This window comes from Acrocarpospora pleiomorpha (assembly GCF_009687885.1).
GTDB lineage: Bacteria > Actinomycetota > Actinomycetes > Streptosporangiales > Streptosporangiaceae > Acrocarpospora > Acrocarpospora pleiomorpha.
This window is the reverse complement of sequence record NZ_BLAF01000027.1, coordinates 1,255-27,319: the sequence shown is the minus strand read 5'-3', so window position 1 is coordinate 27,319 and position 26,065 is coordinate 1,255. Positions and strand designations below refer to the sequence as shown.

Genomic DNA, 26,065 nt, shown 5'->3' with positions numbered 1-26,065 from the left:
GGGGGCCCGCCAGCAACCGCCCGAAACACGGTCGCTTGGGCCGAATGCCGTCATTTAGTGTGGTCGGATGCTCAAGCCCGCATATCCCATCGAGACCCCGCGACTCCTCCTTCGCCCGTACGAAACCGACGACGTCCCTGCGGCGCACGCGTTCCACTCGCTGCCCGAAGTGACCAGATATCTCTACTGGGAGCCTCGGGACCTCGATCAGGTGCGGGCGAGCGTCGCGGAGAAGTCGCAGGTCCGGGAGCTCACCGACGCGGGCCAGGCGCTCTGCCTGGCGGTGTTCGAACGGGAGACCGGCGCCCTGGTGGGCGAGGTCGTGCTGTTCTGGCACAGCCGCGAGCACCGGCAGGGCGAGATCGGATACATCTTCAGTCCCGCCTTCCACGGCAAGGGCTACGCCACCGAGGCGAGCCGGGAGATGCTCAGGCTCGGCTTCGACGACCTGGACCTCCACCGCATCGCCGCGCGCACCGACGGACGCAACACCGCCTCGACCAAGGTCATGGAGCGGCTCGGCATGCGCAAGGAAGCGCATCTGATCGAGAACGAGATGGTAAAGGGCGAGTGGACCGACGAGATCGTGTACGCGATGCTGCGTCGCGAATGGGACGAACTCCCGTAGAGGCGACACGCGGGACGGCGGGGATCCCGGGAAGTGTCGGTCGGCGTCTCTATGGTCGTGGGCGTGGAACAGGGCACGCTAGATGATCTCGGGACCCCGCTCGCCGGCGTGACGTTCGTCGTCTTCGACCTGGAGACCACCGGCGTCTCGAACTCCGAGCACGGCGTCACGGAGATCGGCGCGGTCAAGGTGCGCGGCGGTGAGGTGATCGGCGAGTTCGCCACCCTGGTGGATCCCGGCGGCCCGATCCCGCCGTTCATCTCGGTGCTGACCGGGATCACCGACGCGATGGTGATGGCCGCGCCCCGGATGACCGAGGTGCTGCCGAGCTTCCTGGAGTTCATCCGGGGGTGCACGCTGGTGGCGCACAACGCGCCGTTCGACATGGGCTTCATCAAGGCGGCCTGCGCGGGCCAGGGTTACCCGCCGCCGGTGAATCCGGTGGTGGACACCGCCGATCTCGCCCGCCGGGTGCTCAACCGGGATGAGACGCCCAACTGCAAGCTCGCCACCCTGGCCAGGTTCTTCCGCAGCGCCACCGAGCCGTACCACCGGGCGCTGGCCGACGCCCGCGCCACCGTCGACGTGCTGCACGGCCTGATCGGCCGGGTCGGCTCGCTGGGCGTGCACACGCTGGAGGACCTGCGGGGGTTCGTCCGCATGCCGACGCCCGAGCAGCAGCGCAAGCGCCATCTCTCCGAGGGTGTGCCCGCCCGCCCGGGGGTGTACATCTTCGAGGACGTCCGGGGCGAAGCCCTCTATGTCGGGAAGAGCTCGAACCTGCGGAACCGGGTCCGGAGCTACTTCACCGCCAGCGAGACCCGGCCGCGCGTCCGGGAGATGATCGGCATCGCCGAGCGGGTCCGGCACATCGTCTGCTCGACCGCGCTGGAGGCCGAGATCCGCGAACTCCGCATGATCGGCGCCACCAAACCCCGCTACAACCGGCGCTCCCGCTTCCCCGAGCGGGTCGTCTGGCTGAAACTGACCAACGAGCCGTTCCCCCGGCTCAGCATCGTCCGCGACCTCAAGGACGACGGCGGCACCTACCTCGGCCCCTTCGGCAGCAGCCGCACCGCCGACGAGGCCCGCACCGCCATGCACGAGGCCCTGCCGCTGCGGCAGTGCGGCGAACGATTATCACCGACGGTCTTCCGCAGCGCGTGCACCCTGGCCGAGCTGGGCAAATGCGGCGCCCCCTGCGACGGCCGCCAAAGCCAGGCGGCGTACGGGGTGCACGTCGCCCAGGCCCGCCACGCCATGGAGCACGACGCCGGCCTGGTCTTCTCCGCCGTGGAGGCCCGGATGGACCGCCTCTCCGCCGAACAGCGCTACGAGGAGGCGGCGGTCGACCGGGATCGCCTCGCGGCGTATGTCCGCACGGCGGCGCGCATGCAGCGGCTGCTCTCGCTGACCCGCATCGAGCAGATGGTGGCCGCCAGCCCGGCCTTCAACGGCGACTGGGACATCCACGTCATCCGCCACGGCCGCCTGACCGCCGCCGGGGTGATGCCCCGCGGCGCCCACCCGGTGCCGTATGTGGAGGCGCTGGTCGCCACCGCGGAAACGGTCGTCCCCGGGCCGGGGCCGACCCCCGCCGCCAGCGCCGAGGAGACCGAGACGATCCTGCGCTGGCTGGACACTCCGGGCATCCGCCTGGTCCGCGTCGAGGGCGGCACCTGGAGCCTCCCCGCGTATGGCGCGGGACGCCTCAAGGGGAGGATCGACCGGGCGTACGAGAGCCTGCGGGCCCACCAGCCCAGGGAGGGTCGGCCGCTGCGGTAGGTTCTGATCAGTCCGCAGGAACGGGAGAGCGCATATGGTCACCGCGATCGTGCACATCAACGCCGACGTCGATCGTATTCCGGAGGTCGCGCAGACCATCGCGGAACTCGACGGCGTCAGCGAGGTCTACTCGATCACCGGAGAGTTCGACCTGATGGCCATGGTCCGCGTGAAGGACTACGAGGAGATCGCCGAGGTCGTCCCCGGCCGGTTGAACAAGGTGCCAGGCGTGCTCCACACCGAGACCCACATCGCCTTCCGCGCCTACTCCCGCCACGACCTGGACGCCGCCTTCTCCATCGGCCTCAGCGACGCGGACTGATCACCGATTCCGGGTGATCAGCAGCCGCACCCGGACCTCGAAGCCACCCGATATCGGCCGTGAGGCGACGGAACCCCCGAACAGGGCGGCGCGTTCCCAGATGCCGAGCAGTCGTTCCCTCGGCAGCCCGTCATCCCGCACGCTCAGGTCCAGGACGCCCCTCAGCCACCGCAACTCGACCGTGGCCGTAGTGGAGTGCCCGTGCAGCACCGCGTTCCGCAGCGTCTCCTCCACGATCCGGTAGACCGACAGTTCGAGCACGGGACCGTCCGCCCTGACCCCGTCCTCCCGCAACGCCACCGCGAGCCCTCCGGCCCGATACCCGTCGAGCAACACCGGCAGATCCGCCAGCCTCGGCTGCGGTCCCCTGCTCACCCCGTCCACCCGGAGCAACGCCAGCATGCGCTGCAGGTCGCTGAGCACCTGCCGCCCCGACTCCTCGGCCTCCCGCAACGTCTGCCTGGCCCGCTCCGGATCCCGGTCCATGATGACCCGCCCGGCCCCCACCCCCAGCGTCATCACGCTCAGATCATGCGCCACCACATCATGCAGCTCTCGCGCGATCCGCAGCCGCTCCCGCGCCACCGCATCCGCCGACTCCCCCAGCCACCGGCGCACAACCCGCGACCCCACCAGCCAAGACACAAGATGACGCATCATGCGGGCAACCTAAGCCGCCGCCTATCGGATTACGTCCCCTCGCAGACGGACCCCTCATCCCCCGTAGGACTGACGGACGATCTGCCTACCTGGTGGATTGGCTGACTTCTATCCAGCGGTTGAGGGTGGTGGTGGCGGTGCCGGAGTCGATGGCGTGGGCGGCGCGGGTGTAGTTGTCGCGGAGTTGGGTGGTGAGGGTTTCCGGGGTGGGGCCGTCGAGGGCGGTGAGGGCGGCGGCGGCGTTGAGGAGGGCGGCGTCGCGGATGGGGCCGGGCTTGCCGCCGAGGAGGTCGTGGATGGCGTTGGCGTTGAATTCGGGGTCGCCGCCGCGCAGGTCGCCGGGCTGGGAGCGGGGGATGCCGATGTCCAGGGGGTCGAAGGTGGTCTTGGTGGCCACGCCGTCGCGCACGACGTACACCGTGGAGGGGGCGGCGGTGGAGAGTTCGTCGAGGCCGTCGTCGCCGCGGAAGACCAGGGCGGAGACGCCGCGCTCGGCGAAGACGCCGGCCACGACGGGGAGCATGCGGGCGTCGAAGACGCCGATCGCCTGGGCGACGGGCTGGGCGGGGTTGGTGAGCGGGCCGAGGAAGTTGAAGACGGTGGGAACGCCGATCTCCTTGCGCGGCGGGCCCGCGAAGCGCATGGACGGGTGGTAGACGGGCGCGAAGAAGAACGCGATCCCGGCTTCGGCCACGATCCTGGCGGTCGCCTCAGGGGAGGCGTCGATGACCACGCCGAGATGTTCGAGCACGTCGGCCGCCCCGCACAGGGAGGACGCGGCCCGGTTGCCGTGCTTGGTCACCCGCGCCCCGGCGGCGGCGGCCACGATCGCCGCCATCGTCGACACGTTGACGGTGTGGGCGCGGTCGCCCCCGGTCCCGACCACGTCCACGGTCGCGCCCTCCACGGTGACCAGGGCGGTGGCGCGGTCCAGCATGGTCCTGGCCATCCCGGACACCTCGGCGACCGTCTCCCCCTTGGCCCGGAGCGCGACCACGAAGGCCGCGAACTGCGCGGGGGTGGCCGCGTTGGACATGATCTCGCCCATCGCCCACGCGGTCTCATCGGCGGTCAGGTGCTCGCCGGAGAGCAACGCGTGGAGGAGCGACGGCCAAGTGGTGCGAGCGTCCATGGCGTTCCTTGGTAAGCGAAGAGGGGCAGAAAGCAGCGAATCCCAACCGAATCGCCACGATGACCGCTATGCCGGTAAAGCCTGTCGGTTCAGGGACGGCGAACAGACCGGGTCAGGCGATCGCGGGACGGCGGCGGAGCAGATCCGCGACGGCTTCCGCGACCGCCATCGGGTCGAGGGGCTGGGACACGACCGCGTCGGCGCGTGACCAGTTGGCCAGCCAGCGGTCGTCCCGGCGGGCGATGATCAGCAGGATCGGCGGGCAGTCGTGCACCTCGTCCTTGGCCTGGCGGGCGATCCCCATCCCCCCGGCGGGCGCGGCCTCGCCGTCGAGGATCGCCAGATCGACGTCCCCCGCGTCCAGGTAGCGGAGCACCGCGGGCTGCGTGGCGCTCTCCACGATCTCCACCTCGGGCAGATCCGCGGCCGGGCGCCGCCCGATCGCCGTGCGCACCTTCTCCCGGGTGCTCGCGTTATCGCTGTAGATGAGAACCTTCACGTCGCAACACTCCTCGCCTGTGGTCAAGCCGATGGTATCGGCCCTGCCCGACCCCCCGCGCGCGACCGTACCCGGCAACACAGCCCCCCGAAGAGGCGACCGGGCAGGTTAGCCGCAATAATGCTGGGCGTGGCGACAGCATCCGCAATTACAACGACGACGGCACCACACGCGTCCCGCCGGCCCAACCTGGTCAGCGTGGGGACGATCGTCTGGTTGTCCTCTGAGCTCATGTTCTTCGCGGCGCTGTTCGCGATGTACTTCACCATCCGATCGGTCAGCATCGCCCAGGATCTTCCCTGGCCGAACGCCGACCTGAACATCCCGTTCGCGACGGCAAACACCATCATTCTGGTCCTGTCCAGTGTGACCTGCCAGTTCGGCGTATGGGCCGCGGAGAAGGGCCAGGTCAAGAAGCTCCGGTTCTGGTACATCGTCAGCTTCCTCATGGGCGCGGTCTTCGTCGCCGGGCAGCTGTACGAGTACAACGCGCTGGTGCACGAGGGCACGACGCTCTCCTCCGACGCCTACGGCTCGGTGTTCTACCTGACCACGGGCTTCCACGGGCTGCACGTGACGGGTGGGCTGATCGCGTTCCTGTTCATGCTGGGACGCACGTACGCCGCGAAGCGCTTCACGCATGAGCAGGCCACCAGCGCCATCGTCGTGTCCTACTACTGGCACTTCGTCGATGTCGTCTGGATCGGCCTTTTCGCGACCATCTACATCATCAAATGATCGGAACGGGGATATCGGTGAACTCGATCACCGCGCGACGGCGGCATCCCCTCGCGCGTCTCGCCGTCGTGGCGCTCGCGCTGGGCCTCCTCGGCGGAGGATACGCCCTGTTCGCGCCGAGCAACTCAGCGGACGCGGCGATCGCGTCCGGCAAGGCCGACGACGTGGCCGAGGGCAAGAGCCTGTTCGTGGCCCACTGTTCGAGCTGCCACGGCCCGAACGCCGAGGGCACCACGATGGGCCCGCCGCTGGTGGGCGTCGGCGCGGCGGCGGTGGACTTCCAGGTCAGCAGCGGGCGCATGCCGGCCGCCGGCCCTGGCCCGCAGGTGCAGCGCAAGCCGCTCGGCGAGTGGGTCACGCCGGAGGCGATCAACCAGCTGTCCGCCTACATCATGAGCCTGGGCGGCGGCCCGCAGCGGCCCACCCCCGAGATGGTGGACCCGGCCAAGGGTGACGCGGCGAAGGGCGGCGAGCTGTTCCGCGCGAACTGCATCCAGTGCCACAACTTCGTCGGCGCGGGCGGCGCGCTCACCTACGGCAAACACGCGCCGAACCTGAACGAGGCCACGCCCGAGCAGATCTACGAGGCGATGGTCACGGGCCCGCAGGCGATGCCGGTCTTCAACGACTCGATCATCACGCCCGAGGAAAAGCGGAACATGATCGCTTACATCGTGCAGATGCGTGAGTTGCAGGACCCGGGAGGTTTCGGCCTCGGCCGGATCGGCCCGGTCACCGAAGGCCTCGTCGTCTGGATCGCCGGTCTCAGCTTCATGTCTATGACCGCCATCTGGATCACCGCGAAGAAGCGTAAGAAATGACCTCCAACGAGCATTCGAGCCACGAAGAGGACGCGCGCGTGCCCAGGCGCGTCATCGGCACCCCCGCCGCGGGCACCGCGGTGCTCGGCGACGCGCCACCGCCGCCTCCCGTCGAGGACCCGGCCGTCGTCTACCCGGACCTGGCCGCGGCCAGGAAGGCGGAGCGGCTGGTCGCCCTGCTCTTCCTGGTGACCTTCCTGTCCGGCATCGCGTTCATCGCGTCGTACGTGATCTTCCAGGTCGGCACGGTGGACAGCACCGCGGCCTCCAACCTGGCCCTGGGCAGCACCCTCACGCTGGCGCTGCTCTCGCTGGCCGCGGGCATCGTGCTCTGGGTCCGCCGGATCATGCCGAAGTACACGCTGGTCCAGGAGCGCCACCCGATGGTCTCCGCCCCCGACACGCAGGAGTATGTCGCCGACACCTTCGTGGCGGGCGCCAACGAGAGCGGCTTCGTCCGGCACAAGCTGCTGCGCCGCACGCTGCTGCTGGCCGCCGCGCCGCTGGGCCTGGCCCCGCTGATCCTGCTGAAGGACCTGGGCCCGCTGCCGGGCACCTCGCTGCGGCACACGGTCTGGAAGAAGGGCCTGCGCCTGACCGTGGAGGGCACCGGCGCGCCGATCCGGGCCGCCGACTTCAACTCGCCCGGCGGCATCCTGTCGGTCGTGCCGCAGGGCTACGAGCACGACCTGAACGCGCTCGCGAAGGCCACGCTGATTCTGATCAAGTTCCGTCCCGACCAGTTCAAGGCGGGCACGAACCAGAACTGGACCCACGACGGCATCGTGGCCTACTCGAAGATCTGCACGCACGTGGGCTGCCCCGCCGCCCTGTACGAGCAGACGACCCACCACATTCTCTGCCCCTGCCACCAGTCCACGTTCGACGCCACCGACGGCGCGAAGGTCATCTTCGGCCCGGCCGCCCGGCCGCTGCCGCAGCTGCCCATCGGCGTGGACAGTGAGGGCTACCTCATCGCGGAAGCCGACTTCGACGTCCCGGTCGGCCCGAGCTTCTGGGAACGCGGCGACGCCGAGGCCGAGGCCAGGGAAGCCAGGGAGAAGGCATCATGACCACCCTGAAGGAACCGACGACCCTGAAGGAAACGCCCAAGCTGATAGGCGGGCCCGCGAGTTACCTGGACGACCGGCTGGGCGCGGGCAGTTTCCTGAAGCGGAACCTCCGCAAGGTCTTCCCGGACCACTGGTCGTTCCTGCTCGGCGAGATCGCGCTCTACTCGTTCATCATCCTGCTGCTCACCGGCACGTTCCTCACGTTCTGGTTCAAGCCGGGCATGGGCCATGTCGTGTACGACGGTCCGTACCAGCAGCTGCGCGGCGTCACCATGTCGGAGGCGTACGCGTCGACCTTGAAGATCAGCTTCGAGGTCCGGGGTGGTCTGCTGATGCGGCAGATGCACCACTGGGCGGCGCTGCTGTTCGTGGCCGGCATGACCGTGCACATGCTCCGGGTGTTCTTCACCGGCGCGTACCGCAAGCCGCGCGAGCTGAACTGGATCATCGGCGTCCTGCTGCTCACGCTGGCCCTGGCCGAGGGCCTGACCGGCTACTCGCTCCCCGACGACCTGCTCTCCGGCGCCGGTCTGCGGATCACCGAGGGTGTGGCGATCTCGCTGCCGCTGGTCGGGACGTATCTCACGTTCTTCCTGTTCGGCGGGGAGTATCCGGGCGAGGATGTGATCGCGCGCTTCTACTCGCTGCACATCCTGCTGATTCCGGGCATCCTGCTGGCGCTGATCTCGGCGCACATGATTCTCATGTGGGTGCAGAAGCACACCCAGATGCCGGGAACCGGGCGGAACAACACCAATGTGGTGGGAGCGCCGTTCTACCCGGCCTTCATGGCGAAGGCGGGGGCGTACTTCCTGTTCACGTTCACGGCCATCGCGGGGCTGGGGACGTTCGCGCAGATCAACCCGATCTGGTTGTTCGGTCCGTACACTCCGGCGGATATCTCGGCGGGGTCGCAACCGGACTTCTACATGGGCTTCCTGGAGGGCGCGCTGCGGCTGATGCCTGCCTGGGAGATCAACTTCCTGGGGTACACCCTGCCGCTGAGCGTGCTGATACCCGCCCTGGTGCCGATGGGCATCATCATGACGGGCCTGGCGCTCTATCCCTTCATCGAGCAGTGGGTCACCGGGGACCGGCGCGAGCACCACATCGCCGACCGCCCCCGCAACAACCCGCACCGCACCTCGATCGGCATGGCGGCGGTCACGTTCTACGGCCTGCTGTGGCTGCTGGGCGCGAACGACGAGATCTCGGCCTTCTTCCACATCGACCTGTACCACACGACGATCTTCGGGCGCTTCGCGGTGTTCCTGGGTCCGGCGCTGGCGTACTTCCTCACGTACCGGATCTGCATGGGCCTGCAGCGCAAGGACGCCGAGGTCATGTCGCACGGCGTGGAGTCGGGCGTCATCAAGCGCATGCCGAACGGGCAGTACATCGAGGTCCACGTGCCCCCGGCCGAGGACATCGCCGACCACCTGCGCGGCAAGGCGCGGCTCCCGATCCTGCCCGGCGAGCCGGACATCGAGGGCATCCCGCCGAAGGGCGCCCGCTCGATCCTGGGCAAGGTGCGGGCCGTGCTGAGCAAGAAGTACGGCACCGAGCACGTCCCGCTCGAAGAGGAAGGCGGCGGCCACGGGCACGCGGCCATCGGCTCGGGTGAGGAAAAGCACTAGCCAGACCATGGGGAAAGGGCCCGGAGTGAATCTCCGGGCCCTTTTCACATGCTGTCGGTCTCGGCGGCGCGCAGGCGGCTCCACTTCAGCCATTCCGGCCAGGACTCCTGCCAGTGCCCCCAGCCGTTCAGCGGCTCCAGCACGCGCGGGCTGCCGGTGACGATGATCGGGTCGCCGATGAGCGTGTTGTCGATGAACCAGCGGGCGTTCTCCGGGCTGATGTTCACGCAGCCGTGGCTGACGTTGGAGTAGCCCTGCGAGCCCACCGACCAGGGCGCGGAGTGCACGTACTCGCCGCTGTTGGAGATGCGGACGGTGTTGTAGACGGTCTGGGAGTAGTAGCCGGCCTGGCCGGGGCCGGCGTCGGGTGAGGTCATCACGGTGACCGGCTCGCGGGACATGGCCAGGTGAATCCCATTGGTGGTGTGATATTTCGTGACACCGCCCTTGCCGGCGCTGATCGGCACGCTGCGGATCAGCTTGCCGTCCCGCTTGATCTTCATCATGTGGGTGAGCACGTCGGCCGTGCTGATCTGGGAGCGCCCGATCTTGAAGTCGCGGACGTAGTCCTTCACGCCGTACATGCCGTCGGCGCCGCGCACGCCGGACAGGCGCGCGGTGAAGCGGACCTTGGTGTGCGCGGGCCAGAAGTGCTTGGGCCGGTAGGCGATGGTCTTGTTGTCGAACCAGTGCCAGGCGCCCTCGACCGGCTTGGAGGCCTGCACGAACAGGTTCCGCTCCACCGAGACCCGGTCGGCGATGTCCTTGTCGAAGCTGACCATGATGGGCATGCCGACCCCCACCGTCAGGCCGGATATGTCCTTGTTGGGGATGATCTGCTCGATGTTGTAGACGCTCTTGGGCTTGAGGGTGGAGAACGCGCTGCGGGCTGACCCGGCCGCGGTGGTGGCGGCCACGCTGTACTGCGTGTCGGCCAGCATGGGGCGCAGGCTGCGCCAGCGGGTCCTGTCGGCGCTGAAGATGCCCGGCACTGCCTTGCCCTTGGTCGTCACCGTGACGGCCGTGAGAGCGCCGTTGGCGGAGTCGACCCTGATCGGGTGCCCAGGGAGCAGATCCCTGCCTCCGTTCGCCGGAGAGATGTACAGGGCCAGCGCGGACCCCTTCTTGCCCTGTTGATTCTCCTCGCCCGCGGAAGCGGCGGAACATCCTGTCGCCATCAGCAGGGCCAGCGCCCCAGCACCAGTAGCTCGCACGTTGCGTACTCCCCCGTCGGCTTTGATCCCTTTCGTAGGGTTATTACCCAGTTACGGGCAGTACGTCCGACGGACGAGTAAAAGAAAAGTCCCGGCGTGCTTATCGGCACGCCGGGACTTGTTGAAACCTGGGTAATGGACTCAGTGGGAGAAGTTCCCCCGGTAGTACTGGAAGACGAAGCCGATCGTGCTCATGATGAGCGCGAAAATGCCGATCATGAACAGCCACCAGCCGATCACGAAGCCGAAGAAGGCCAGCGCCGCCGACAGGGTGGTGAACAGCGGCCACCAGCTGTGCGGGCTGAAGAAGCCCAGCTCACCGGCGCCGTCGCTGATCTCGGCTTCCTTGTTGTCCTCCGGCTGGTCGCCGATCCTGCGGGCCGTGAAGAGCAGGTAGTAGCCGATCATGAAGGCGAGCCCGACCGAGATCGCCATCGCGGTGGTGCCGGTCACTTCCTTGGACCAGAACCAGTAGACCAGGTCCGCCGCGGCGAAGAAGACACCGCAGAGGATGAACATCCAGCCCTGGACCTTCATACTTTCTCCTCGATGGGGGGCTTGGCCGGCAGATGGGGATACTTGGCGTCGAACGCCGGGCGCTCGGACCTGATCCTGGGCAGCTGGTGGAAGTTGTGCCGCGGCGGCGGGCAGGACGTGGCCCACTCCAGCGAGCCCGCGTAACCCCACGGGTCGTCGACGAGGACCTTGGGCGCGGTCCGGTGGGTCAGCCAGACGTTGTACAGGAACGGCAGCGTGGAGGCGCCCAGCAGGAACGCGCCCACCGAGGAGATCATGTTCAGGTCGGTGAACCCGTCCACGGCCGAGTAGTTCGCGTACCGCCGGGGGAAGCCGGCCGCGCCCAGCCAGTGCTGCACCAGGAACGTCAGGTGGAAGCCGATGAACAGCGTCCAGAAGTGCCACTTGCCCAGCTTGTCGTTGAGCATCTTGCCGGTGAACTTGGGCCACCAGAAGTAGAACCCGGCGAACATCGCGAACACGACCGTGCCGAACACCACGTAGTGGAAGTGCGCCACCACGAAGTAGGAGTCACTGATCTGGAAGTCCAGCGGCGGCGAGGCCAGGATGACGCCGGTCAGGCCGCCGAGCAGGAACGTGATGAGGAAGCCCACCGCGAACAACATCGGCGTCTCGAACGAGAGATGGCCGCGCCACATCGTGCCGATCCAGTTGAAGAACTTCACCCCGGTGGGCACCGCGATCAGGAACGTCATGAACGAGAAGAACGGCAGCAGAACCTGCCCGGTGACGAACATGTGGTGCGCCCAGACCGTCACCGACAGGCCGGCGATGGCGATGGTCGCGCCGACCAGGCCGATGTAGCCGAAGATCGGCTTGCGGCTGAAGACCGGCAGCACCTCGGTGATGATGCCGAAGAACGGCAAGGCGATGATGTACACCTCGGGATGCCCGAAGAACCAGAACAGGTGCTGCCAGAGCATCGCCCCGCCGGTCGCGGAGTCGAACACGTGCGCCCCGAGTTTTCGGTCCGCCTCCAGCACCAGCAGCGCCGCCGCCAGCACCGGGAAGGCCAGCAGCACCAGGATGCTGGTGAGCAGGATGTTCCAGGTGAAGATCGGCATCCGGAACATGGTCATGCCGGGCGCGCGCATCGTGATGATCGTGGTGATGAAGTTGACCGCGCCCAGGATGGTGCCCAGGCCGGACAGGGCCAGACCCATGATCCACAGGTCGGCGCCGATCCCCGGCGAGGTGACCGCGTTGGACAGCGGCGAGTACGCGGTCCAGCCGAACGCGGCCGCGCCGCCGGGGCTGAAGAAGCCGCTCACCGCGATGATGCTGCCGAACAGGTAGAGCCAGTAGCTGACCATGTTCAGCCGCGGGAACGCCACGTCGGGCGCGCCGATCTGCAGCGGCATCAGCTCGTTGGCGAAGCCCGCGAACAGCGGGGTCGCGAACATCAGCAGCATGATCGTGCCGTGCATGGTGAACAGCTGGTTGAACTGCTCGTTGGAGACGAACTCCATCCCCGGCTGGGCCAGCTCGGCCCGCATCACCAGCGCCATCACGCCGCCGATGAGGAAGAACACGAACGACGTGATCAGGTAGAGGTGCCCGATCACCTTGTGGTCCGTGGTGGACAGCCAGCTCGTGATGAGCCGGCCCTTGCGGTAGGGCCGCGGGGGAAGCGCGGCCGGTTCCGGAATGGCGGTCACTGGGCGCCCCCCGCCTGGCTAGCGACGTACTGATCGAATTCGGCCTGCGGGACGAGTTTGACCGAGAACAGCATCTTGCTGTGGTCGACTCCGCAGAGCTCGGCGCAGCGGCCGAAGAAGGTGCCGGTCTTGTCGAGGGTGTCGATCTCGAACCGGTTGTTGAAGCCGGGCATCACGTCCTGCTTGAACAGGAAGGCCGGCACCCAGAAGGAGTGGATGACGTCCGGCGAGTGGAGCAGGAACTCCACCTTGGACCCGGCCGGCAGCACCAGCTGCGGGCCCTGCGGGTTCTCCAGGGACTGCTTGGCCAGGTCGGCGGGGACCCCGGCGACGACGACCGTCTTGCCCTGGTATTCGGTGGTGAAGCGCCAGCTCCACTGGAAGCCCTCGACCTTGACCTTCACCGGCGCGGTCCCGGAGACCTTCATGATCTCGGTCTCGTCGCGCGCGGTGAAGTAGAAGAACACGGCCACCATGACCAGCGGCACGAGCGTGTAGAGCATCTCGATCGGCAGGTTGTACCGCACCTGCGGCGGCAGCTGCTGGTCGGAGTGCTTCCGCTTCCGATGGAAGATCACGGACCAGATGATCAGGCCGAAGACGACGACGAAGGTCGCGAGCGCGGCGATCCAGGAGCCCAGCCACAGGTCCAGCATCGTGTTGCCCTGGTGGGTCAGCGGCTCGGGCATGGCCCCGCGGGACCATTCTTCGGCACTACACGCCGACGCGGACGCGACCAGCGACGCCACCACGGCGAGGCTGGGCAACCGGCGGCGGGCCAACGGTCGCCGTGTCGTACGGCGGGTCGGACTCACGGATCGCCTACCCCACAGATGAAGCCCAAAGGACTCTTCCCCTGGGCGTTTCTCAGATTCCACTGCAAACGGGAGATCTTCTCGCCCGCTTTACTTGATTCACTTCAATGCTGGGGGACACATTAGCGCGGACTGGCACTGCCCCTCTGAGCAGCCCCCGTTAATGTCGTCACTGTGGCGTACCTCGACGCGGCTTCCACCGAACCCCTGCATCCCGCGGCCCGCGAGGCCCTCCTGGCGGCCTTGGACGTGGGCTGGGCCGACCCCGCCCGGCTGTACGGCTCAGGACGCCGGGTCCGTCTCCTGCTCGACCAGGCCAGGGCGGAGGTGGCCGAGATCCTGGGCGCCCGCGCCGACGAGATCTCCTTCACCTCCTCCGGCACCCAGGCCGTGCACCTGGGCGTGCTCGGCGGGCTGGCCGGCCGCAAACGCGCAGGCCGGCGCCTGGTGGTCAGTGCCGTCGAACATTCCAGCGTGCTGCACGCGGCCGGGGTGCACGAACGCGACGGGGGAAGCGTCGAAACCGTGGGCGTGGAGATCACCGGCCGGGTCTCCCCCGCCGCCTTCGCCGCCGCGGTCGCCCAGCCGGGCACGGCCCTGGCCTGTCTGCAGACCGCCAACCACGAGGTCGGCACCCTGCAACCGGTGGCCGAGGCGGGCGAGGCCTGCCAGGCGGCCGGGGTGCCGCTGTTCGTGGACGCGGCCCAGTCGGCCGGACGGCTGCCGATCCCGCCCGGCTGGTCGATCCTGGCCGCCAGCGCGCACAAATGGGGTGGCCCGGCGGGGGTGGGGGTGCTTGCCATTCGTAAAGGGGTGCGGTGGCGCTCGCCGTACCCCGAGGACGACCGGGAGAGCCGCCGGGTGCCGGGGTTCGAGAACGTGCCCGCGGTGGTCGCCGCGGCGGCGGCGCTGCGCGCCCGCGTGGCCGAGGCGGCGGCCGAGTCGGCCCGCCTGTCCGCCCTCGTGGACCGGATCCGCCACGAGGTCCCGCGTCTGGTGCCCGATGTCGAGGTGATCGGTGACCCGGTTGAACGTCTTCCCCACCTGGTGACATTTTCCTGCCTCTATGTAGAAGGTGAGGCGCTTCTGACAGAGCTGGACAAGGCGGGTTTCGCCGTGTCGTCAGGGAGTTCATGCACGGCGAGTACGCTTCGACCGTCACATGTGCTTGAGGCGATGGGCGTGCTTACTCATGGGAACGTCCGGGTATCGCTGCCCCGTGGCGTTTCCGCGGATGATGTGGAGAGATTCCTCACCGTCCTGCCGGATATCGTCCGCCGCATCCGTCATAGTCTGGGAGTGCACTAGATGTTCGGGGACATCGTCATTCGGGGGTTCCAGTGATGTGGCGCCGCAAGCCCGCTCCGCGGGAGCTGCCCCAGGAATCCGCGGCCCGCCACTCCGCTCCCCCGGCCACCGCCCTCACCATCGACGCCCTGGGCCGCAAGTGCCCCATCCCCATCATCATGCTGGCCGACCAGATCAACACCGTCGGCCTCGGCTCCGTCGTCGCGGTCCTGGCGGACGACCCCGCCGCCGTCACCGACATCCCGGCCTGGTGCCGCCTGAAGTCCCACGAACACGTGGCCAGCTACGAACTCCCCCAGGGCGGCTGGTCGATCCACGTCCGCCGCAACTATTAATCCCCGCCAACGGGGTACGTAGCGATTGAAACCGGACAAAAGGGGGAAATCGCCATGACCACGGCGCGGGAGATCATGCACTTCGGGTGCGAGTGCGTGAGCGAGAACGAAACGCTGGACGTCGCGGCCAAGATGATGCGCGAGATGGACGTCGGGGCGCTGCCGGTCTGCGGGACCGACGACCGGCTCAAGGGGATCATCACCGATCGGGACATCGTGGTGCGGTGCATCGCGGCGGGGCACGACCCGGCCAAGGTCAGGGCCGGCGACCTGACCGAGGGGACGATCGTCTGGGTGAACGCCGACGCCGATGTCGACGACGCGCTCACCGCCATGCAGGAGAACCAGATCCGGCGGCTGCCGGTGATGGAGAACCACCGGCTGGTCGGCATGATCAGCGAGGCCGACCTGGCCGCGCACCTGCCGGACGAGAAGCTGGCCATGACCGTCGGCCAGATCTACGCGCAGGAGTGACGCCACGCTGAGCGGGCCACCTTCGCGGTGGCCCGCTCAGGCGGGTCAGGGGTGGTAGCAGCGGACGTGCTCGGCCACCTCGGCGGCGGCGGCCTTGCCATACGCCCCGGCGAAACGGTCGAGGAAGCTCTGCTGGCCCAGCTCGTACTCCTGGCAGCCGATGCGCTCCAGGACGTGGGTGGCGGTCAGGTTGCCGACCTGGCCGCAGCGTTCCAGCGACAGGCCCCAGGCCAGCGCGGACAGGAAGCCGGCCCGGAACGCGTCGCCGACGCCGGTGGGGTCGGCCTTGCCCAGTTCAGGGGCGGGCGAGATGTGCAGCGAGGGCTCGCCGACCTGGTCGATCCTGGCGCCCTTCGGGCCGAGCGTGGTGATCCGGACGCCCACCCGGGACAGCACGTCCTCATCCGACCAGCCGGTCTTCTGCTCGATCATGCCCTTTTCGTAGTCGTTGCTGAACAGATACGCCGCGCCCTCGATGAGCTCGCGGATCTGGTCGCCGGGCATCCGGGCCAGCTGCTGAGACGGGTCGGCCGCGAACGGGATGCCGCGGCTGCGGGACTCGTCGGTGTGCCTGAGCATCGCGTCGGGGTCGTTGGGGCTGACCAGGACCAGGTCCAGGCCGCCCAGCCGGTCGGCGATCGGGCCCAGCTCGATCTCGCGGGCCTCGGCCATCGCGCCGGTGTAGAAGGACGCGATCTGGTTGTGCTCCTCGTCGGTGGTGCACAGGAAGCGCGCGGTGTGGCGCAGCTCGGAGACGTGCACGGAGGCGCAGTCCACGCCGTGGCGCTCCAGCCAGGAGCGGTAGTCGACGAAGTCGGCGCCGACGGCGCCGACCAGGATCGGGGTCAGGCCCAGGCAGCCCATGCCGAAGGCGATGTTGGCCGCGCAGCCGCCCCGGCGGACCTGCAGGTCGTCGACCAGGAAGGACAGTGAGACACGGTCGAGCTGTTCGGCGACGAGCTGGTCGGCGAACCGGCCCGGGAAGGTCATCAGTTGGTCGGTGGCGATGGAGCCGGTGACGGCGATGCGCACGGGGTCATTCTCCTCGTTGTCAGCAGCGCTTCGGATCGCGAGCCACGCAAGAATACGCGACTTCCCACCCGCCCGAACTCACGATCCGGACACATGCCACCACCCTGTACGGCACGTGCCGTACAGGGTGGGTTAACTCGCCCCCGCTAGTTGAACGAGTCGCCGCAGGCGCAGGAGCCGGTGGCATTCGGGTTGTCGATCGTGAAGCCCTGCTTCTCGATCGTGTCCACGAAGTCCACCGTCGCCCCGATCAGGTACGGCGCGCTCATCCGGTCCGTGACGACACCGACGCCGCCGAAGTCGGACACGACGTCCCCGTCCATCGACCGGTCGTCGAAGTAGAGCTGGTAGCGCAGGCCCGAACAGCCGCCCGGCTGCACGGCGACGCGCAGCTGCAGCCCTTCCTCACCCTGCTGGTCCAGCAGGCTCTTGACCTTGGCGGCGGCCGCGTCAGTCAGGAGGAGCCCCTGCTGCGTGGTCTGCTCGCTGCTCTCAACCGTCATGTGGTGACTCCCACCGTCTGCTCGGCCGTCCATGAGGGAGCAGCCGATTGATGTCGTCCTTAGACGCTACCAACACCTCGCCCCCAACTGACATTCCCCCATCCCCTACCCCGGGGAATAAAGACGGGCAACTCGTGTGTAATCATTAGTCGTCAGTTCGACGATAAGTCCCCGAAGGGGGTGTGGTCAGTGACGACCACGAGTCTTCCGCTCTTCGTGCTCGGCCAGGGCACCGATCCGCACAGCGAACGCGGCGTGGACTGCCCGGGTGAACTCCCGCCGGCCTCCGACCCCGCACTGGTGGCCCGGGCCAGGGCGGCGAAGGATCGGCTCGGCGACCGGCTGTTCGTGCTGGGGCACCACTACCAGCGGGACGAGGTGATCCAGTTCGCGGACGTAACCGGCGACTCGTTCAAGCTGGCGCGCGAGGCCGCGGCCCGGCCCGGCGCGGAGTACATCGTGTTCTGCGGGGTGCACTTCATGGCCGAATCCGCCGACATCCTCACCTCCGACGCGCAGCGGGTCGTGCTGCCCGACCTGGCGGCCGGGTGCTCGATGGCGGACATGGCCACTTTCAACCAGGTCGAGGAGTGCTGGGAGGCGCTGGAGGAGGCGGGCATCGCCGACCAGGTGGTGCCGATCACGTACATGAACTCCAGTGCCGACATCAAGGCCTTCTGCGGGCGCCACGGGGGCGCGGTCTGCACCTCCTCCAACGCGCGGCGGGCGCTGGAGTGGGCGTTCGAGCAGGGCCGTCAGGTGCTGTTCCTGCCGGACCAGCATCTCGGGCGCAACACCGCCGTGCTGGAGATGGGCTTCGGCCTGGACGACTGCGTCGTCTACAACCCGCACCGGCCGAACGGCGGCCTCACCGACGCCGCCCTGCGGGACGCCAGGATGATCCTGTGGAAGGGCCACTGCTCGGTGCACGGCCGCTTCACCGCGGACTGCGTGGACGACGTGCGGGCCCGGATTCCCGGGGTGAACGTCCTGGTGCACCCCGAATGCCGGCACGAGGTCGTGACCAAGGCCGACTTCGTGGGCTCCACCGAATACATCATCAAGACCCTGGAAGCGGCCCCCGCGGGTTCGTCCTGGGCGGTCGGCACGGAGCTGAACCTGGTCAAGCGGCTGGGCACGATGTTCCCGGACAAGACGGTCACGTTCCTCGACAAGACCGTCTGTTACTGCTCCACGATGAACCGGATCGACCTGCCGCACCTGGTCTGGGCGCTGGAGTCGCTGGCCGGCGGGCATGTGGTCAACCAGATCACCGTCGACGCCGACACCACGCACTGGGCGAAGGTCGCGCTGGACCGCATGCTCGCGCTGCCGTAACGGTCAGCCCGGCTGGGACGGGCCCAGCCGGGCCGGCCGATCACTTCAGCTCGTACGTGAGAGTGACGGTCACGCCCACCGACTGGCGGCCCGGCGAGATCGAGGCCTTGTCGGCCACGGCCATCGCGCCGTGGTAGGGGATCGGGCCCGGGGTGTCGCCGCCCTCCTCGCTGACCGAGACGATCTTGCCCAGCCTGCGGCCGGTGAGTTGCGCGTACTGCCTGGCCTTGGCGGTGGCGTCCTTGAAGGCGGCGTCCCTGGCGGCCACCAGGATGGCGTTCTGGTCGGAGATCTCGAAGTGGATGCCGTTCAGGCGGGCGTCCTCCCCCACTCCGGCGGCGGCGTCGATGACCTTGTCGGCCTGGGCCAGGTTGCGGACGACCGCCTCGACGCCCTGGGTGGCGCGGTAGCCGATGATCTTGGGGTAGTTCTCGTACTCGGGGCCGAGCGAGAGCTCGCTGGTGCGCAGGTCCTTCTCGGCCAGGCCCGCGGCGAGCAGGATCCGGGTGAGCTTGGCCGCGGCCGACCTGGCCGCCTTGAACGCCTCCCCGGCCGTGGCGCGGCGGACCTCGACGCCCGCCTGCAGGCGCATCAGGTCGGGCGGGGCGGAGACGTTGCCGTGGCCGGTGACGGAGATACGCGATCCTTTCACCACGACACCGGCATACCCGTCGGGTGCGGCGGCGAACGCGGGCGTGCCGAGAAGCCCGGTGCCCAGAAGGCCGGTCACGACGAACGCGGCGGCGGCCGCGTGCCTTAGGTTGATCATGGGCGGATCACATCAGCGGCCGGCCACCCCGCCGGGGACCGCCACGCCCTCTTGGCGATCAGATTGCGGAGCGGTCGACCCACCACTGCAGCAGCTTGACGTCGCCCTCGACCGCGTAGTCCTCGTAGCTGCGCCGGCGCCAGGCCAGCAGCATCAGGTCGGCGGCGGTGGCGGTGCGCACGGTGACGTCGCCGAGGGCGCTGGAGCGCTCGTAGCGGAAGCCTTCCGGCGTCAGGGTGATCAGCCAGGCCGCGCCGGTGTCGGCCTGCCAGGCGATGCTGTCGCCGCCGCCGTGCAGTTCGGCCAGCTGCGGCCGCCAGCGCGCGTACGGCAGGACGTCGAGGAACTCCTCGACCCCGTCGGCCGCGATGGTCTCGTCGATCTCGGGCGCGATGCCGAGAGCCAGTTCGGCGTCCACCCGGTGGATGACGCTCTCGTGCAGCTGCCGCCGGGACCAGAACCGCACGTGCTGGTCGCCGCCCCAGGACCACATGGCCGCCTCCGGGGGCCGCGACCTGAGCGCCTCGGCCAGCGGCGCGGCCCCCGCCTCCAGCCAGGAGGCGTGCTCGCCGGCGAGCTCGGGGATGCCGAGGTCCATCTCGGCGCGCTCGTAGCGCGTCGGCGCGAGGTCGCGGACCATCGCGGTGACCCAGCGGTGGATGCCCCCGGTGTGCACGATGAGTTCCCGCAGATCCCAGGCGGGGCAGGTGGGCACCGGCGTGGCCGGATTCCGGTCCCGTACGGCTTTCGCCATGCGGATCACCTCGGCGGTGATCGCGTCGGTGCGCGCGACGTGGGTCCAAGCCTTCACAGTGCCTCCCCTGGGCGTCCAGCTGATGCCCCATTCCACACCATCACAGGCCGGGAGCGCCCCAGACCGGGAACCAGCGGGAGAGATCTGGTTCGATTTTCAGCTCGGAGGCCAGGGTGCCCCGGGCTTGGAGCTCCAGCGCGTTGTCGCGGCGTTCGCCGTCGAGGGGGGCGAACGGGTAGAACGTGCCCTGTTTGTACAGGTAGACCAGGGCCAGGCGCCGTCCGGCGGGGTTGGTGAAGGAGACCAGCGTGCAGAGCAGGGACGGTCCGAACCCGGCCGACTCCAGGGTGGAGTTGGCCGCATGCAAATCCGTGACAAGTCCCGAAATATCGTCGTTTCGGGCGAGCAGCCACGTGTAACCGTACGAGTCCTGAGAAATCTCGACCTTGCCGAGCAGGGCCTGGATGTCCGACTGGAGCTCGGCGAAGGCGGCGCCCTCGGCGGCGCGGAAGCAGACCGAGCCCTGCCCGGCCGGGGCGAAGGCCATCGCGACCTGCAGGCTGATCGCGGCCGACGGCAGCGCGAACAGCGCGTCCAGATCCGGCCGGGCGGGCTTGGAGCGGCCCAGCAGCGCGTCGAACCAGCCCATCAGCGCCACCCCATCAGCGGCGGCCCAGCTCGGCGGAGATCCGGGCCAGCTGCTCCAGCCTGCGGTCCAGCGGCGGATGCGTCGCGAACAGCGAGGCGATGCTGGCGCGCGACAGAGCGGGCACGAAGAAGAACGCGTTGAACGCCTGGTTCGCCCGCAGATCCCTGGTCGGAATCCTGGCGATGTCCCCGGTGACCTTCGTCAGCGCGCTGGCCAGCGCGGAAGGCCGCTGGGTGAGCAGCGCTCCGGCTCGATCCGCGGCCAGCTCGCGATAGCGCGACAGCAGCCGGGTGAGCAGGAAACTCACCGCGTACACGATTCCGGACACGAGCAGGATGATCAGCCCGATCGGCGGCCCGTTCTGGTTGCGGCTGCGCCCGAGCCCCGAGTACAGCGTGAATCGCGTGATCAGCCCCGCCAGCACGCCCAGGAACGAGGCGATGGTCATGACGGCCACGTCGCGGTGGGCGACATGGGAGAGCTCGTGGGCGAGCACGCCCTCCAGCTCCTCCGGTTCCAGCCGCCGCAGCAGCCCGGTCGTCACGCAGACGACGGCGTTCTTCTGGTTACGCCCGGTGGCGAAGGCGTTCGGCACATCCGAGTCGGCGATGGCCACCCGCGGTTTCGGCATGTCGGCCAGGGCGCTCAGCCGGTCGATCACACCGTGCAGCTCGGGGGCCTCCTGCGGCGAGACCTCCCGGCCGTGCATCGCGAACAGCGCGATCCGATCGGACAGGAAGTACTGCGCCAGCAGGAAACCCACGGCGATCACCGCGACGACGATCGCCTGCGTCCCGACGGCGATGAGCACCGCCATGAACGCGACGTACAGCAGCCCGAGCAGGAACATGGTCGCCACCATGCGCCCGGTCAGCCCCCGATCGGGTTCGAACCTGGTCATCGGAACCTGGTCACCCGGGGATGAGCCCCGAGTCCCCGAGCATCTCCCTGACCTCCTCGATCGAGGCGTCAGCGGGAGGCAGGATCAGCTCGGACGCCTCCAGCGAGTCGTCCGGGAGCGCCTTGCCCACATGCCGGACCTTGTCCAGCAACGCGTGCAGTTTGGTACGGAAGATGGTCTCGTCGTCGGCCTCGATGGCCCGCTCGAGCTCGGTGTCCAGGGCGTTCAGGACGTCGAGATCACCGTCGGCGATCTGGACCTGGCCCTCTCCCATGATGCGTACGATCACTGTGCCTCCCCCGGCTGGCGGATCTGCTGGGTGTGCTGCTGCCCGGCAGGCTGGCCCTGCTCGATCGCGCTCTTCGGCGCCGGCGCCTGCCCCAGTTCCGCCTTCATTCTGGCGATTTCCAGCTCGACGTCGCTGCCGCCACCCATCCGGTCGAGCTCGGCCTGGATGTCGTCACGCTGCCCGGTGAAGTCGTCGAGCGCGCCGCTGGCCAGCAGCTCGTCGATCGCCCCGGCCCGCGCCTGCATCTGGGCGGTCTTGTCCTCGGCCCGCTGGATCGCCAGACCGACGTCCCCCATCTCCTCGGAGATGCCGGAGAACGCCTCGTTGATCCGGGTCTGCGCCTCGGCCGCGGTGTAGGTGGCCTTGATCGTCTCTTTCCTGGTACGGAAGGAGTCGACCTTGGCCTGGAGACGCTGGCTGGCGAGGGTCAGCTTCTCCTCCTCGCCCTGGAGGTTGTTGTACTGGATTCGCAGATCGGCCACCTGGGTCTGAATCGTGCCCCGGCGGGCCAGCGCCTCCCGGGCCAGGTCCTCCCGGCCCGACGACAAGGCAGCCTTGGCCTGCTGCTCACGCTTGGCGGCCTCGGCCTCGGCCTGGTTGATCTGCAACTCGACCCGCTTGCGGCTGGTCGCCACATCCGCCACGCCCCGGCGCACCTTCTGCAGCAATTCCAGCTGCCTCTGATAGGAGTAGTCCAGGGTCTCCCGCGGGTCCTCCATCTTGTCCAGGGCCTTATTGGCCTTGGACTTGAAGATCATGGAAAGTCTCTTCATCACGCTCATGCGCGTCGGCCGTCCCCTTCTTAAGGTTGTGCGGGGGTAACCCCAGTCGTTCAATTGCCGCGACAAGCGGGTTGACCGCCTAGGTTCACCCTACGCATAACGCACGGGGGCGTCACTAAGTTGCACTCCCGGTACGCTGGACAACGTGTTCCGACGTCGTACCCAGCCCACCACGGACGACTCCCCCGTCCCTGTGGAAGATCTTAGGCCCCAGGGGACTCCGGCCAAGGGGCGTCCGACCCCCAAGCGGAGCGAGGCGCAGGGGCGCCGCAGGTCGCCGGTGACGGCGCCGTCCAACCGCAAAGAGGCCTACAAGCAGGCCCGGGAGCGGGATCGGCTGCTACGGGAACGCGCCCGGGAGGGGATGCTCCGCGGCGAGGAGAAATATTTGCCCGCTCGTGACCGTGGCCCGGTCCGCAAACTGGCCAGGGACTTCGTGGACTCGCGGCGGCTGCCGGGGCAGTATTTCCTGCCCGCCGTGCTGCTGATCATGCTGGCGTCGATGGTCCCGTTCCCGCCGGATATCCGCCGGTGGGTCCTCACCCTCTACACGATGTCGCTGCCGCTGGTCATGGTCCTGGTGATCGTGAGCTCCTTCTACGTGGCCGGCCGGGTCAAGAAGGTGGCGGCCGAGAAGTATCCCGGCGAGAACCTGAAGGGCGTCGGCTTCTACGCGGCCATGCGCTCCTCGCAGATCCGCCGGCTGCGCTTCCCCAAGCCGACCGTGCTGCCTGGTGGTAAGCCGGTGCCGGTCAAGAAGTAAGTCTGTTTTAGGGTGCGGTAATGGAATTTCGCCATTTGGGCCGCAGCGGTCTGCTCGTCAGCGAGATCAGCTACGGCAATTGGATCACCCACGGCTCGCAGGTCGAGGAGGAGGCCGCGCGCGACTGCGTGCGCGCCGCCCTCGACGAGGGGATCACCACCTTCGACACCGCCGACGTCTACGCGGGCACCCGTGCCGAGGAGGTCCTCGGCCGCGCCCTGCACGGCATCCGGCGCGAGTCGCTGGAGATCTTCACCAAGGTCTACTGGCCGACCGGCGCCGGCCGCAACGACCGGGGCCTGTCCCGCAAGCACATCATGGAATCGATCAACGGCTCGCTGCGCCGTCTTGGCACCGACTACGTCGACCTCTACCAGGCCCACCGCTTCGACGTGGAGACCCCGCTGGAGGAGACCCTCCGCGCCTTCGACGATCTGGTACGGCAAGGCAAGGTCCTCTACGTGGGTGTCAGCGAATGGACGGCCGACCAGATCGCCAGGGCGGTGAAGATCGCCGACGAGATGGGCTTCGACCGCCTGGTCTCCAACCAGCCGCAGTACTCGATGTTGTGGCGGGTCATCGAGGCGGAGGTCGTGCCGCTCTCGGAGCAGGAGGGCATCGGCCAGATCGTCTGGTCGCCCATCGCGCAGGGCGTGCTGACCGGCAAGTACCTGCCCGGCCAGCCGCCGCCGGAGGGCTCCCGGGCGACCGATCCGTCCGGATCCGGCTTCATCGGCCGGATGATGAGCGACGAGGTCCTCCGCCGCGTCCAGGACCTGAAGCCGATCGCCGCCGATCACGGCCTCAGCATGGCCCAGCTCGCGGTCGCCTGGGTGCTCCAGAACCCGAACGTCTCCTCCGCCATCGTGGGCGCCACCAAACCGGAACAGGTCCGCGACAACGTGAAGGCCGCCGGCGTCAAGCTCGACGCCGAAGCCCTGAAGCAGATCGACGACGTACTCGGCCCCGTGGTCGAACGCGACCCCGCCAAAACCGTAAGCCCCAGCCGCCGCCCCTGAGCACGGCACCCTGAGCGCAAGAAAGCCCACTGGATCATTCCTTTTCCGGAATATCCAGTGGGCTTTTTAGTTCCGGGCTATTGGGGGCGCAATGACATGCCGGTGTATTCCGGCCGATCGTCTTCCAGCAAAGTCACCTGCTCCACACCGGATTCCAGCAGGTCACGCCAGATCTCGCCGAGCCACGACTCGGCATCGGCCTGGCTGGTGAAGACCTCCCGCGGCAAGGGACGATCGGTTACCTCACCGCCGTTCGCGTTCTCATAACGCCAACGCCATGTCATGCCATACGCTCCTTATCGCGCGGTCCGGGTCGCCCCGGATACAACTCAGCGGAATCCGCTAACCCCCGAACCCACCGAACCCCGCCGGGACCCCGCCGGGACCCTTCGCAGGGGCCAAGCCCGGCGGACCTGAACGACCCTCGGGTCCACGAACCCTATAACGCTGAGATATCCCTCAACACGGAGACCATTCGCGGCACCCTCCCGCCGAGGTTATCCACAGGCGTGATCGGCCCTCCTGCCGCCGCCGCTATCCTGCGGAGGCACGAGAAACGGGGGGACTCATGAAGGTGCTGCTGACCGGAACCGCCGGTCCCGGAGGATGGCCGGAACCGGGCTGCCGCTGCGCGTCCTGCGGCCGGGTCACGACCCCTCGACGCCCGTTCTCCGTGGTCATCGACGACAACATCCCGCTCACCCACCACGACCTGACCCGCACCCCCGACGGCGACTCCGTGATCGCCCCCGACGGCGACCGCCTACTCTTCGCGAACGGCGACCGCTCTAACGCCGACCAGCCCAACGCCCACCGAGCCAACACCAGCCATCGAACCAACGGCGACCAAGCCAACGGCGACGGGACCAGTGTGCCGGGTGCAGTGCCTTACGACATCGTGCTCATCGATCTCCTTGAGCGACCCGACCATCTGGGCGGCCTGCGCCGTCGTGGTCTCGTGGATGAGACCACTCAGATCGTGGCGGTCGGGCTCGACCATCGAGCGCCCTCCGAAGCGGAACTGGAGCGGAGGCTTCGTTTCTGGGGAGCGATCACCGTGCCAGACGGAACGGTCCTGGACACGAAAGCCCCCCAAGATCGCGTGCGCCCCCGAACGCTTCCCCGCCGAACCCTCCTCCTGGGCGGCTCCCGCTCCGGCAAATCCGCCGAAGCCGAACTACGCCTCGCCGCCGAACCCGAGGTGACATATGTGGCCACCGCCTCCCCCTGCCACGACGACCCCGAATGGCAGGCCCGCCTCAAAGCCCACCAAGCCCGCCGCCCCGCCCACTGGCGAACCCTCGAAACAACCGATCTCACCCATCTCCTGACCACAGAAACCGGCGTCCTCCTCATCGACGGCCTCGGCACCTGGCTAACCGCCATCATCGACGCCCACAACGCCTGGCCCCCCGCCAACCCCGACCCAGTCCACACCGAATGCGCCAACCTCCTCAAAGCCTGGCGCCAAACCACCGCCCACATCGTCGCCGTCACCGAAGAGGTCGGCCAAGGCATCGTCCCCCCAACCCCCAGCGGCCGCCTCTTCCGCGACCTCATAGGCACCCTCAACCAACACCTCACCACCGAATCCGAAGAATCCGCCCTAATAACCGCAGGCCGCATCACC

At 68.3% G+C, this 26,065-nt stretch carries 30 protein-coding genes; 14 read left to right on the top strand and 16 right to left on the bottom strand.

All coding sequences use genetic code 11. The features are described 5' to 3' along the window. Positions 1 to 67: 67 nt before the first annotated feature. The 3 genes from Aple_RS23830 to Aple_RS23820 are packed head-to-tail and all read left to right on the top strand — an operon-like array spanning position 68 to position 2,735. Positions 68 to 628 (top strand): GNAT family N-acetyltransferase, encoded by a 561-nt coding sequence (locus tag Aple_RS23830; protein ID WP_155346904.1) that lies wholly within the window; start codon positions 68 to 70, stop codon positions 626 to 628. Between the two features lie 51 nt (positions 629 to 679). Next, entirely contained in the window at positions 680 to 2,413 is a 1,734-nt protein-coding gene (locus Aple_RS23825) for a DEDD exonuclease domain-containing protein (RefSeq protein ID WP_155347007.1), read from the top strand. Positions 2,414 to 2,447: 34 nt separating this feature from the next. Beyond that, positions 2,448 to 2,735 (top strand): Lrp/AsnC family transcriptional regulator, encoded by a 288-nt coding sequence (locus Aple_RS23820; RefSeq protein WP_155346903.1) that lies wholly within the window; start codon positions 2,448 to 2,450, stop codon positions 2,733 to 2,735. On the opposite strand, the gene Aple_RS23815 is transcribed toward Aple_RS23820, so the two are convergent. The 3 genes from Aple_RS23815 to Aple_RS23805 form a co-directional block, all read right to left on the bottom strand. Further along, positions 2,736 to 3,395 carry a sensor histidine kinase gene (locus Aple_RS23815; RefSeq protein WP_155346902.1) on the bottom strand — a complete coding sequence of 220 codons (660 nt, stop codon included), beginning with the start codon at positions 3,393 to 3,395 and terminating at the stop codon, positions 2,736 to 2,738. Positions 3,396 to 3,480: 85 nt separating this feature from the next. After that, entirely contained in the window at positions 3,481 to 4,527 is a 1,047-nt protein-coding gene (trpD, locus tag Aple_RS23810; protein WP_155346901.1) for an anthranilate phosphoribosyltransferase, read from the bottom strand. Positions 4,528 to 4,639: 112 nt separating this feature from the next. Beyond that, positions 4,640 to 5,026 (bottom strand): response regulator, encoded by a 387-nt coding sequence (locus tag Aple_RS23805; protein WP_174889866.1) that lies wholly within the window; start codon positions 5,024 to 5,026, stop codon positions 4,640 to 4,642. Between the two features lie 120 nt (positions 5,027 to 5,146). On the opposite strand from Aple_RS23805, the gene ctaE reads away from it, so the two are divergent. Genes ctaE through qcrB form a run of 4 tightly spaced genes read left to right on the top strand, consistent with a single transcriptional unit; the run spans position 5,147 to position 9,295 of the window. Beyond that, the gene (ctaE, locus tag Aple_RS23800; RefSeq protein ID WP_155346900.1) at positions 5,147 to 5,764 is read left to right on the top strand and encodes an aa3-type cytochrome oxidase subunit III; all 618 of its coding nucleotides are present in this window, start codon (positions 5,147 to 5,149) and stop codon (positions 5,762 to 5,764) included. A 17-nt stretch (positions 5,765 to 5,781) separates the two neighbouring features. Beyond that, positions 5,782 to 6,585 carry a cytochrome bc1 complex diheme cytochrome c subunit gene (gene qcrC / locus Aple_RS23795; protein ID WP_155346899.1) on the top strand — a complete coding sequence of 268 codons (804 nt, stop codon included), beginning with the start codon at positions 5,782 to 5,784 and terminating at the stop codon, positions 6,583 to 6,585. Continuing rightward, entirely contained in the window at positions 6,582 to 7,658 is a 1,077-nt protein-coding gene (gene qcrA / locus Aple_RS23790; protein ID WP_155346898.1) for a cytochrome bc1 complex Rieske iron-sulfur subunit, read from the top strand. Before qcrC ends, qcrA begins: the two co-directional genes overlap by 4 nt. Next, positions 7,655 to 9,295: a cytochrome bc1 complex cytochrome b subunit gene (gene qcrB / locus Aple_RS23785; RefSeq protein WP_155346897.1), complete on the top strand. Its 1,641-nt coding sequence runs from the start codon at positions 7,655 to 7,657 to the stop codon at positions 9,293 to 9,295. The genes qcrA and qcrB overlap by 4 nt, the downstream gene beginning before the upstream one ends. 44 nt (positions 9,296 to 9,339) lie before the next feature. Here the strand turns inward: qcrB and Aple_RS23780 are convergent, their stop codons facing one another. From Aple_RS23780 to ctaC, 4 genes are all read right to left on the bottom strand, one after another. After that, positions 9,340 to 10,509, bottom strand: coding sequence for a L,D-transpeptidase (locus Aple_RS23780; protein ID WP_246264733.1), 1,170 nt, complete (start codon positions 10,507 to 10,509; stop codon positions 9,340 to 9,342). Between the two features lie 141 nt (positions 10,510 to 10,650). Further along, positions 10,651 to 11,046, bottom strand: coding sequence for a cytochrome c oxidase subunit 4 (locus tag Aple_RS23775; protein WP_155346896.1), 396 nt, complete (start codon positions 11,044 to 11,046; stop codon positions 10,651 to 10,653). Beyond that, positions 11,043 to 12,704 (bottom strand): aa3-type cytochrome oxidase subunit I, encoded by a 1,662-nt coding sequence (gene ctaD / locus Aple_RS23770; RefSeq protein ID WP_155346895.1) that lies wholly within the window; start codon positions 12,702 to 12,704, stop codon positions 11,043 to 11,045. The genes Aple_RS23775 and ctaD overlap by 4 nt, the downstream gene beginning before the upstream one ends. Next, a complete protein-coding gene (ctaC, locus tag Aple_RS23765; protein ID WP_155346894.1) occupies positions 12,701 to 13,519 on the bottom strand; it encodes an aa3-type cytochrome oxidase subunit II in 819 nt (272 codons plus the stop codon). Before ctaC ends, ctaD begins: the two co-directional genes overlap by 4 nt. A gap of 174 nt (positions 13,520 to 13,693) precedes the next feature. Between ctaC and Aple_RS23760 the strand changes: the two genes are divergently transcribed. From Aple_RS23760 to Aple_RS23750, 3 genes are read left to right on the top strand one after another with little or no spacing between them, the layout of a single operon-like run. Next, positions 13,694 to 14,827, top strand: coding sequence for a cysteine desulfurase family protein (locus Aple_RS23760; protein ID WP_155346893.1), 1,134 nt, complete (start codon positions 13,694 to 13,696; stop codon positions 14,825 to 14,827). A 35-nt stretch (positions 14,828 to 14,862) separates the two neighbouring features. Continuing rightward, positions 14,863 to 15,162 (top strand): sulfurtransferase TusA family protein, encoded by a 300-nt coding sequence (locus tag Aple_RS23755; protein WP_155346892.1) that lies wholly within the window; start codon positions 14,863 to 14,865, stop codon positions 15,160 to 15,162. 54 nt (positions 15,163 to 15,216) lie between these two features. After that, a complete protein-coding gene (locus Aple_RS23750) occupies positions 15,217 to 15,636 on the top strand; it encodes a CBS domain-containing protein (protein WP_155346891.1) in 420 nt (139 codons plus the stop codon). Positions 15,637 to 15,681: 45 nt separating this feature from the next. Here Aple_RS23750 and Aple_RS23745 read toward each other — a convergent pair whose 3' ends face one another. Together Aple_RS23745 and Aple_RS23740 are read right to left on the bottom strand one after the other, a co-directional pair. Next, entirely contained in the window at positions 15,682 to 16,668 is a 987-nt protein-coding gene (locus Aple_RS23745) for a carbohydrate kinase family protein (RefSeq protein ID WP_155346890.1), read from the bottom strand. Positions 16,669 to 16,814: 146 nt separating this feature from the next. Further along, positions 16,815 to 17,171 carry a HesB/IscA family protein gene (locus tag Aple_RS23740; protein WP_155346889.1) on the bottom strand — a complete coding sequence of 119 codons (357 nt, stop codon included), beginning with the start codon at positions 17,169 to 17,171 and terminating at the stop codon, positions 16,815 to 16,817. Positions 17,172 to 17,360: 189 nt separating this feature from the next. On the opposite strand from Aple_RS23740, the gene nadA reads away from it, so the two are divergent. Continuing rightward, positions 17,361 to 18,509, top strand: coding sequence for a quinolinate synthase NadA (gene nadA / locus Aple_RS23735; protein WP_246264732.1), 1,149 nt, complete (start codon positions 17,361 to 17,363; stop codon positions 18,507 to 18,509). 40 nt (positions 18,510 to 18,549) lie between these two features. Here the strand turns inward: nadA and Aple_RS23730 are convergent, their stop codons facing one another. Genes Aple_RS23730 through Aple_RS23705 form a run of 6 tightly spaced genes read right to left on the bottom strand, consistent with a single transcriptional unit; the run spans position 18,550 to position 22,653 of the window. Further along, complete coding sequence (locus Aple_RS23730) at positions 18,550 to 19,278, bottom strand: SIMPL domain-containing protein (protein ID WP_155346887.1); 729 nt, start codon at positions 19,276 to 19,278, stop codon at positions 18,550 to 18,552. Between the two features lie 58 nt (positions 19,279 to 19,336). Then, a complete protein-coding gene (locus tag Aple_RS23725; protein WP_155346886.1) occupies positions 19,337 to 20,089 on the bottom strand; it encodes a maleylpyruvate isomerase family mycothiol-dependent enzyme in 753 nt (250 codons plus the stop codon). Between the two features lie 43 nt (positions 20,090 to 20,132). After that, positions 20,133 to 20,681, bottom strand: a complete 549-nt coding sequence (pspAB, locus tag Aple_RS23720) for a PspA-associated protein PspAB (RefSeq protein WP_155346885.1) — start codon at positions 20,679 to 20,681, stop codon at positions 20,133 to 20,135. 13 nt (positions 20,682 to 20,694) lie between these two features. Beyond that, a complete protein-coding gene (htpX, locus tag Aple_RS23715; RefSeq protein ID WP_155346884.1) occupies positions 20,695 to 21,582 on the bottom strand; it encodes a zinc metalloprotease HtpX in 888 nt (295 codons plus the stop codon). A gap of 10 nt (positions 21,583 to 21,592) precedes the next feature. After that, the gene (gene pspAA / locus Aple_RS23710; RefSeq protein ID WP_155346883.1) at positions 21,593 to 21,871 is read right to left on the bottom strand and encodes a PspA-associated protein PspAA; all 279 of its coding nucleotides are present in this window, start codon (positions 21,869 to 21,871) and stop codon (positions 21,593 to 21,595) included. Further along, entirely contained in the window at positions 21,868 to 22,653 is a 786-nt protein-coding gene (locus tag Aple_RS23705) for a PspA/IM30 family protein (RefSeq protein ID WP_155346882.1), read from the bottom strand. Before Aple_RS23705 ends, pspAA begins: the two co-directional genes overlap by 4 nt. A 145-nt stretch (positions 22,654 to 22,798) precedes the next feature. On the opposite strand from Aple_RS23705, the gene Aple_RS23700 reads away from it, so the two are divergent. Both Aple_RS23700 and Aple_RS23695 read left to right on the top strand, forming a co-directional pair. Continuing rightward, complete coding sequence (locus tag Aple_RS23700; protein ID WP_155346881.1) at positions 22,799 to 23,416, top strand: DUF3043 domain-containing protein; 618 nt, start codon at positions 22,799 to 22,801, stop codon at positions 23,414 to 23,416. 20 nt (positions 23,417 to 23,436) lie between these two features. Beyond that, positions 23,437 to 24,435: an aldo/keto reductase family protein gene (locus Aple_RS23695; RefSeq protein ID WP_155346880.1), complete on the top strand. Its 999-nt coding sequence runs from the start codon at positions 23,437 to 23,439 to the stop codon at positions 24,433 to 24,435. Positions 24,436 to 24,512: 77 nt separating this feature from the next. Here the strand turns inward: Aple_RS23695 and Aple_RS23690 are convergent, their stop codons facing one another. Then, positions 24,513 to 24,719 (bottom strand): hypothetical protein, encoded by a 207-nt coding sequence (locus tag Aple_RS23690; RefSeq protein ID WP_155346879.1) that lies wholly within the window; start codon positions 24,717 to 24,719, stop codon positions 24,513 to 24,515. 284 nt (positions 24,720 to 25,003) lie between these two features. Here Aple_RS23690 and Aple_RS23685 point away from each other — a divergent pair. After that, positions 25,004 to 26,065: bifunctional adenosylcobinamide kinase/adenosylcobinamide-phosphate guanylyltransferase (locus Aple_RS23685; protein ID WP_155347004.1), on the top strand; the 1,062-nt coding region annotated here is incomplete at its 3' end.

Excerpts from the sequence above, each read along its gene's own strand:
- Aple_RS23755 (WP_155346892.1), top strand. The coding sequence starts at position 14,863 with ATGTGGCGCCGCAAGCCCGCTCCGCGGGAGCTGCCCCAGGAATCCGCG.
- Aple_RS23830 (WP_155346904.1), top strand. The coding sequence starts at position 68 with ATGCTCAAGCCCGCATATCCCATCGAGACCCCGCGACTCCTCCTTCGC.
- Aple_RS23815 (WP_155346902.1), bottom strand. The coding sequence starts at position 3,395 with ATGATGCGTCATCTTGTGTCTTGGCTGGTGGGGTCGCGGGTTGTGCGC.
- Aple_RS23695 (WP_155346880.1), top strand. The coding sequence starts at position 23,437 with ATGGAATTTCGCCATTTGGGCCGCAGCGGTCTGCTCGTCAGCGAGATC.
- Aple_RS23740 (WP_155346889.1), bottom strand. The coding sequence starts at position 17,171 with ATGACGGTTGAGAGCAGCGAGCAGACCACGCAGCAGGGGCTCCTCCTG.
- htpX (WP_155346884.1), bottom strand. The coding sequence starts at position 21,582 with ATGACCAGGTTCGAACCCGATCGGGGGCTGACCGGGCGCATGGTGGCG.
- Aple_RS23825 (WP_155347007.1), top strand. The coding sequence starts at position 680 with ATGGTCGTGGGCGTGGAACAGGGCACGCTAGATGATCTCGGGACCCCG.
- qcrB (WP_155346897.1), top strand. The coding sequence starts at position 7,655 with ATGACCACCCTGAAGGAACCGACGACCCTGAAGGAAACGCCCAAGCTG.
- Aple_RS23750 (WP_155346891.1), top strand. The coding sequence starts at position 15,217 with ATGACCACGGCGCGGGAGATCATGCACTTCGGGTGCGAGTGCGTGAGC.
- ctaE (WP_155346900.1), top strand. The coding sequence starts at position 5,147 with ATGCTGGGCGTGGCGACAGCATCCGCAATTACAACGACGACGGCACCA.
- Aple_RS23705 (WP_155346882.1), bottom strand. The coding sequence starts at position 22,653 with ATGAGCGTGATGAAGAGACTTTCCATGATCTTCAAGTCCAAGGCCAAT.
- pspAB (WP_155346885.1), bottom strand. The coding sequence starts at position 20,681 with ATGGGCTGGTTCGACGCGCTGCTGGGCCGCTCCAAGCCCGCCCGGCCG.
- Aple_RS23690 (WP_155346879.1), bottom strand. The coding sequence starts at position 24,719 with ATGACATGGCGTTGGCGTTATGAGAACGCGAACGGCGGTGAGGTAACC.
- Aple_RS23820 (WP_155346903.1), top strand. The coding sequence starts at position 2,448 with ATGGTCACCGCGATCGTGCACATCAACGCCGACGTCGATCGTATTCCG.
- trpD (WP_155346901.1), bottom strand. The coding sequence starts at position 4,527 with ATGGACGCTCGCACCACTTGGCCGTCGCTCCTCCACGCGTTGCTCTCC.
- Aple_RS23730 (WP_155346887.1), bottom strand. The coding sequence starts at position 19,278 with ATGATCAACCTAAGGCACGCGGCCGCCGCCGCGTTCGTCGTGACCGGC.
- qcrA (WP_155346898.1), top strand. The coding sequence starts at position 6,582 with ATGACCTCCAACGAGCATTCGAGCCACGAAGAGGACGCGCGCGTGCCC.
- Aple_RS23775 (WP_155346896.1), bottom strand. The coding sequence starts at position 11,046 with ATGAAGGTCCAGGGCTGGATGTTCATCCTCTGCGGTGTCTTCTTCGCC.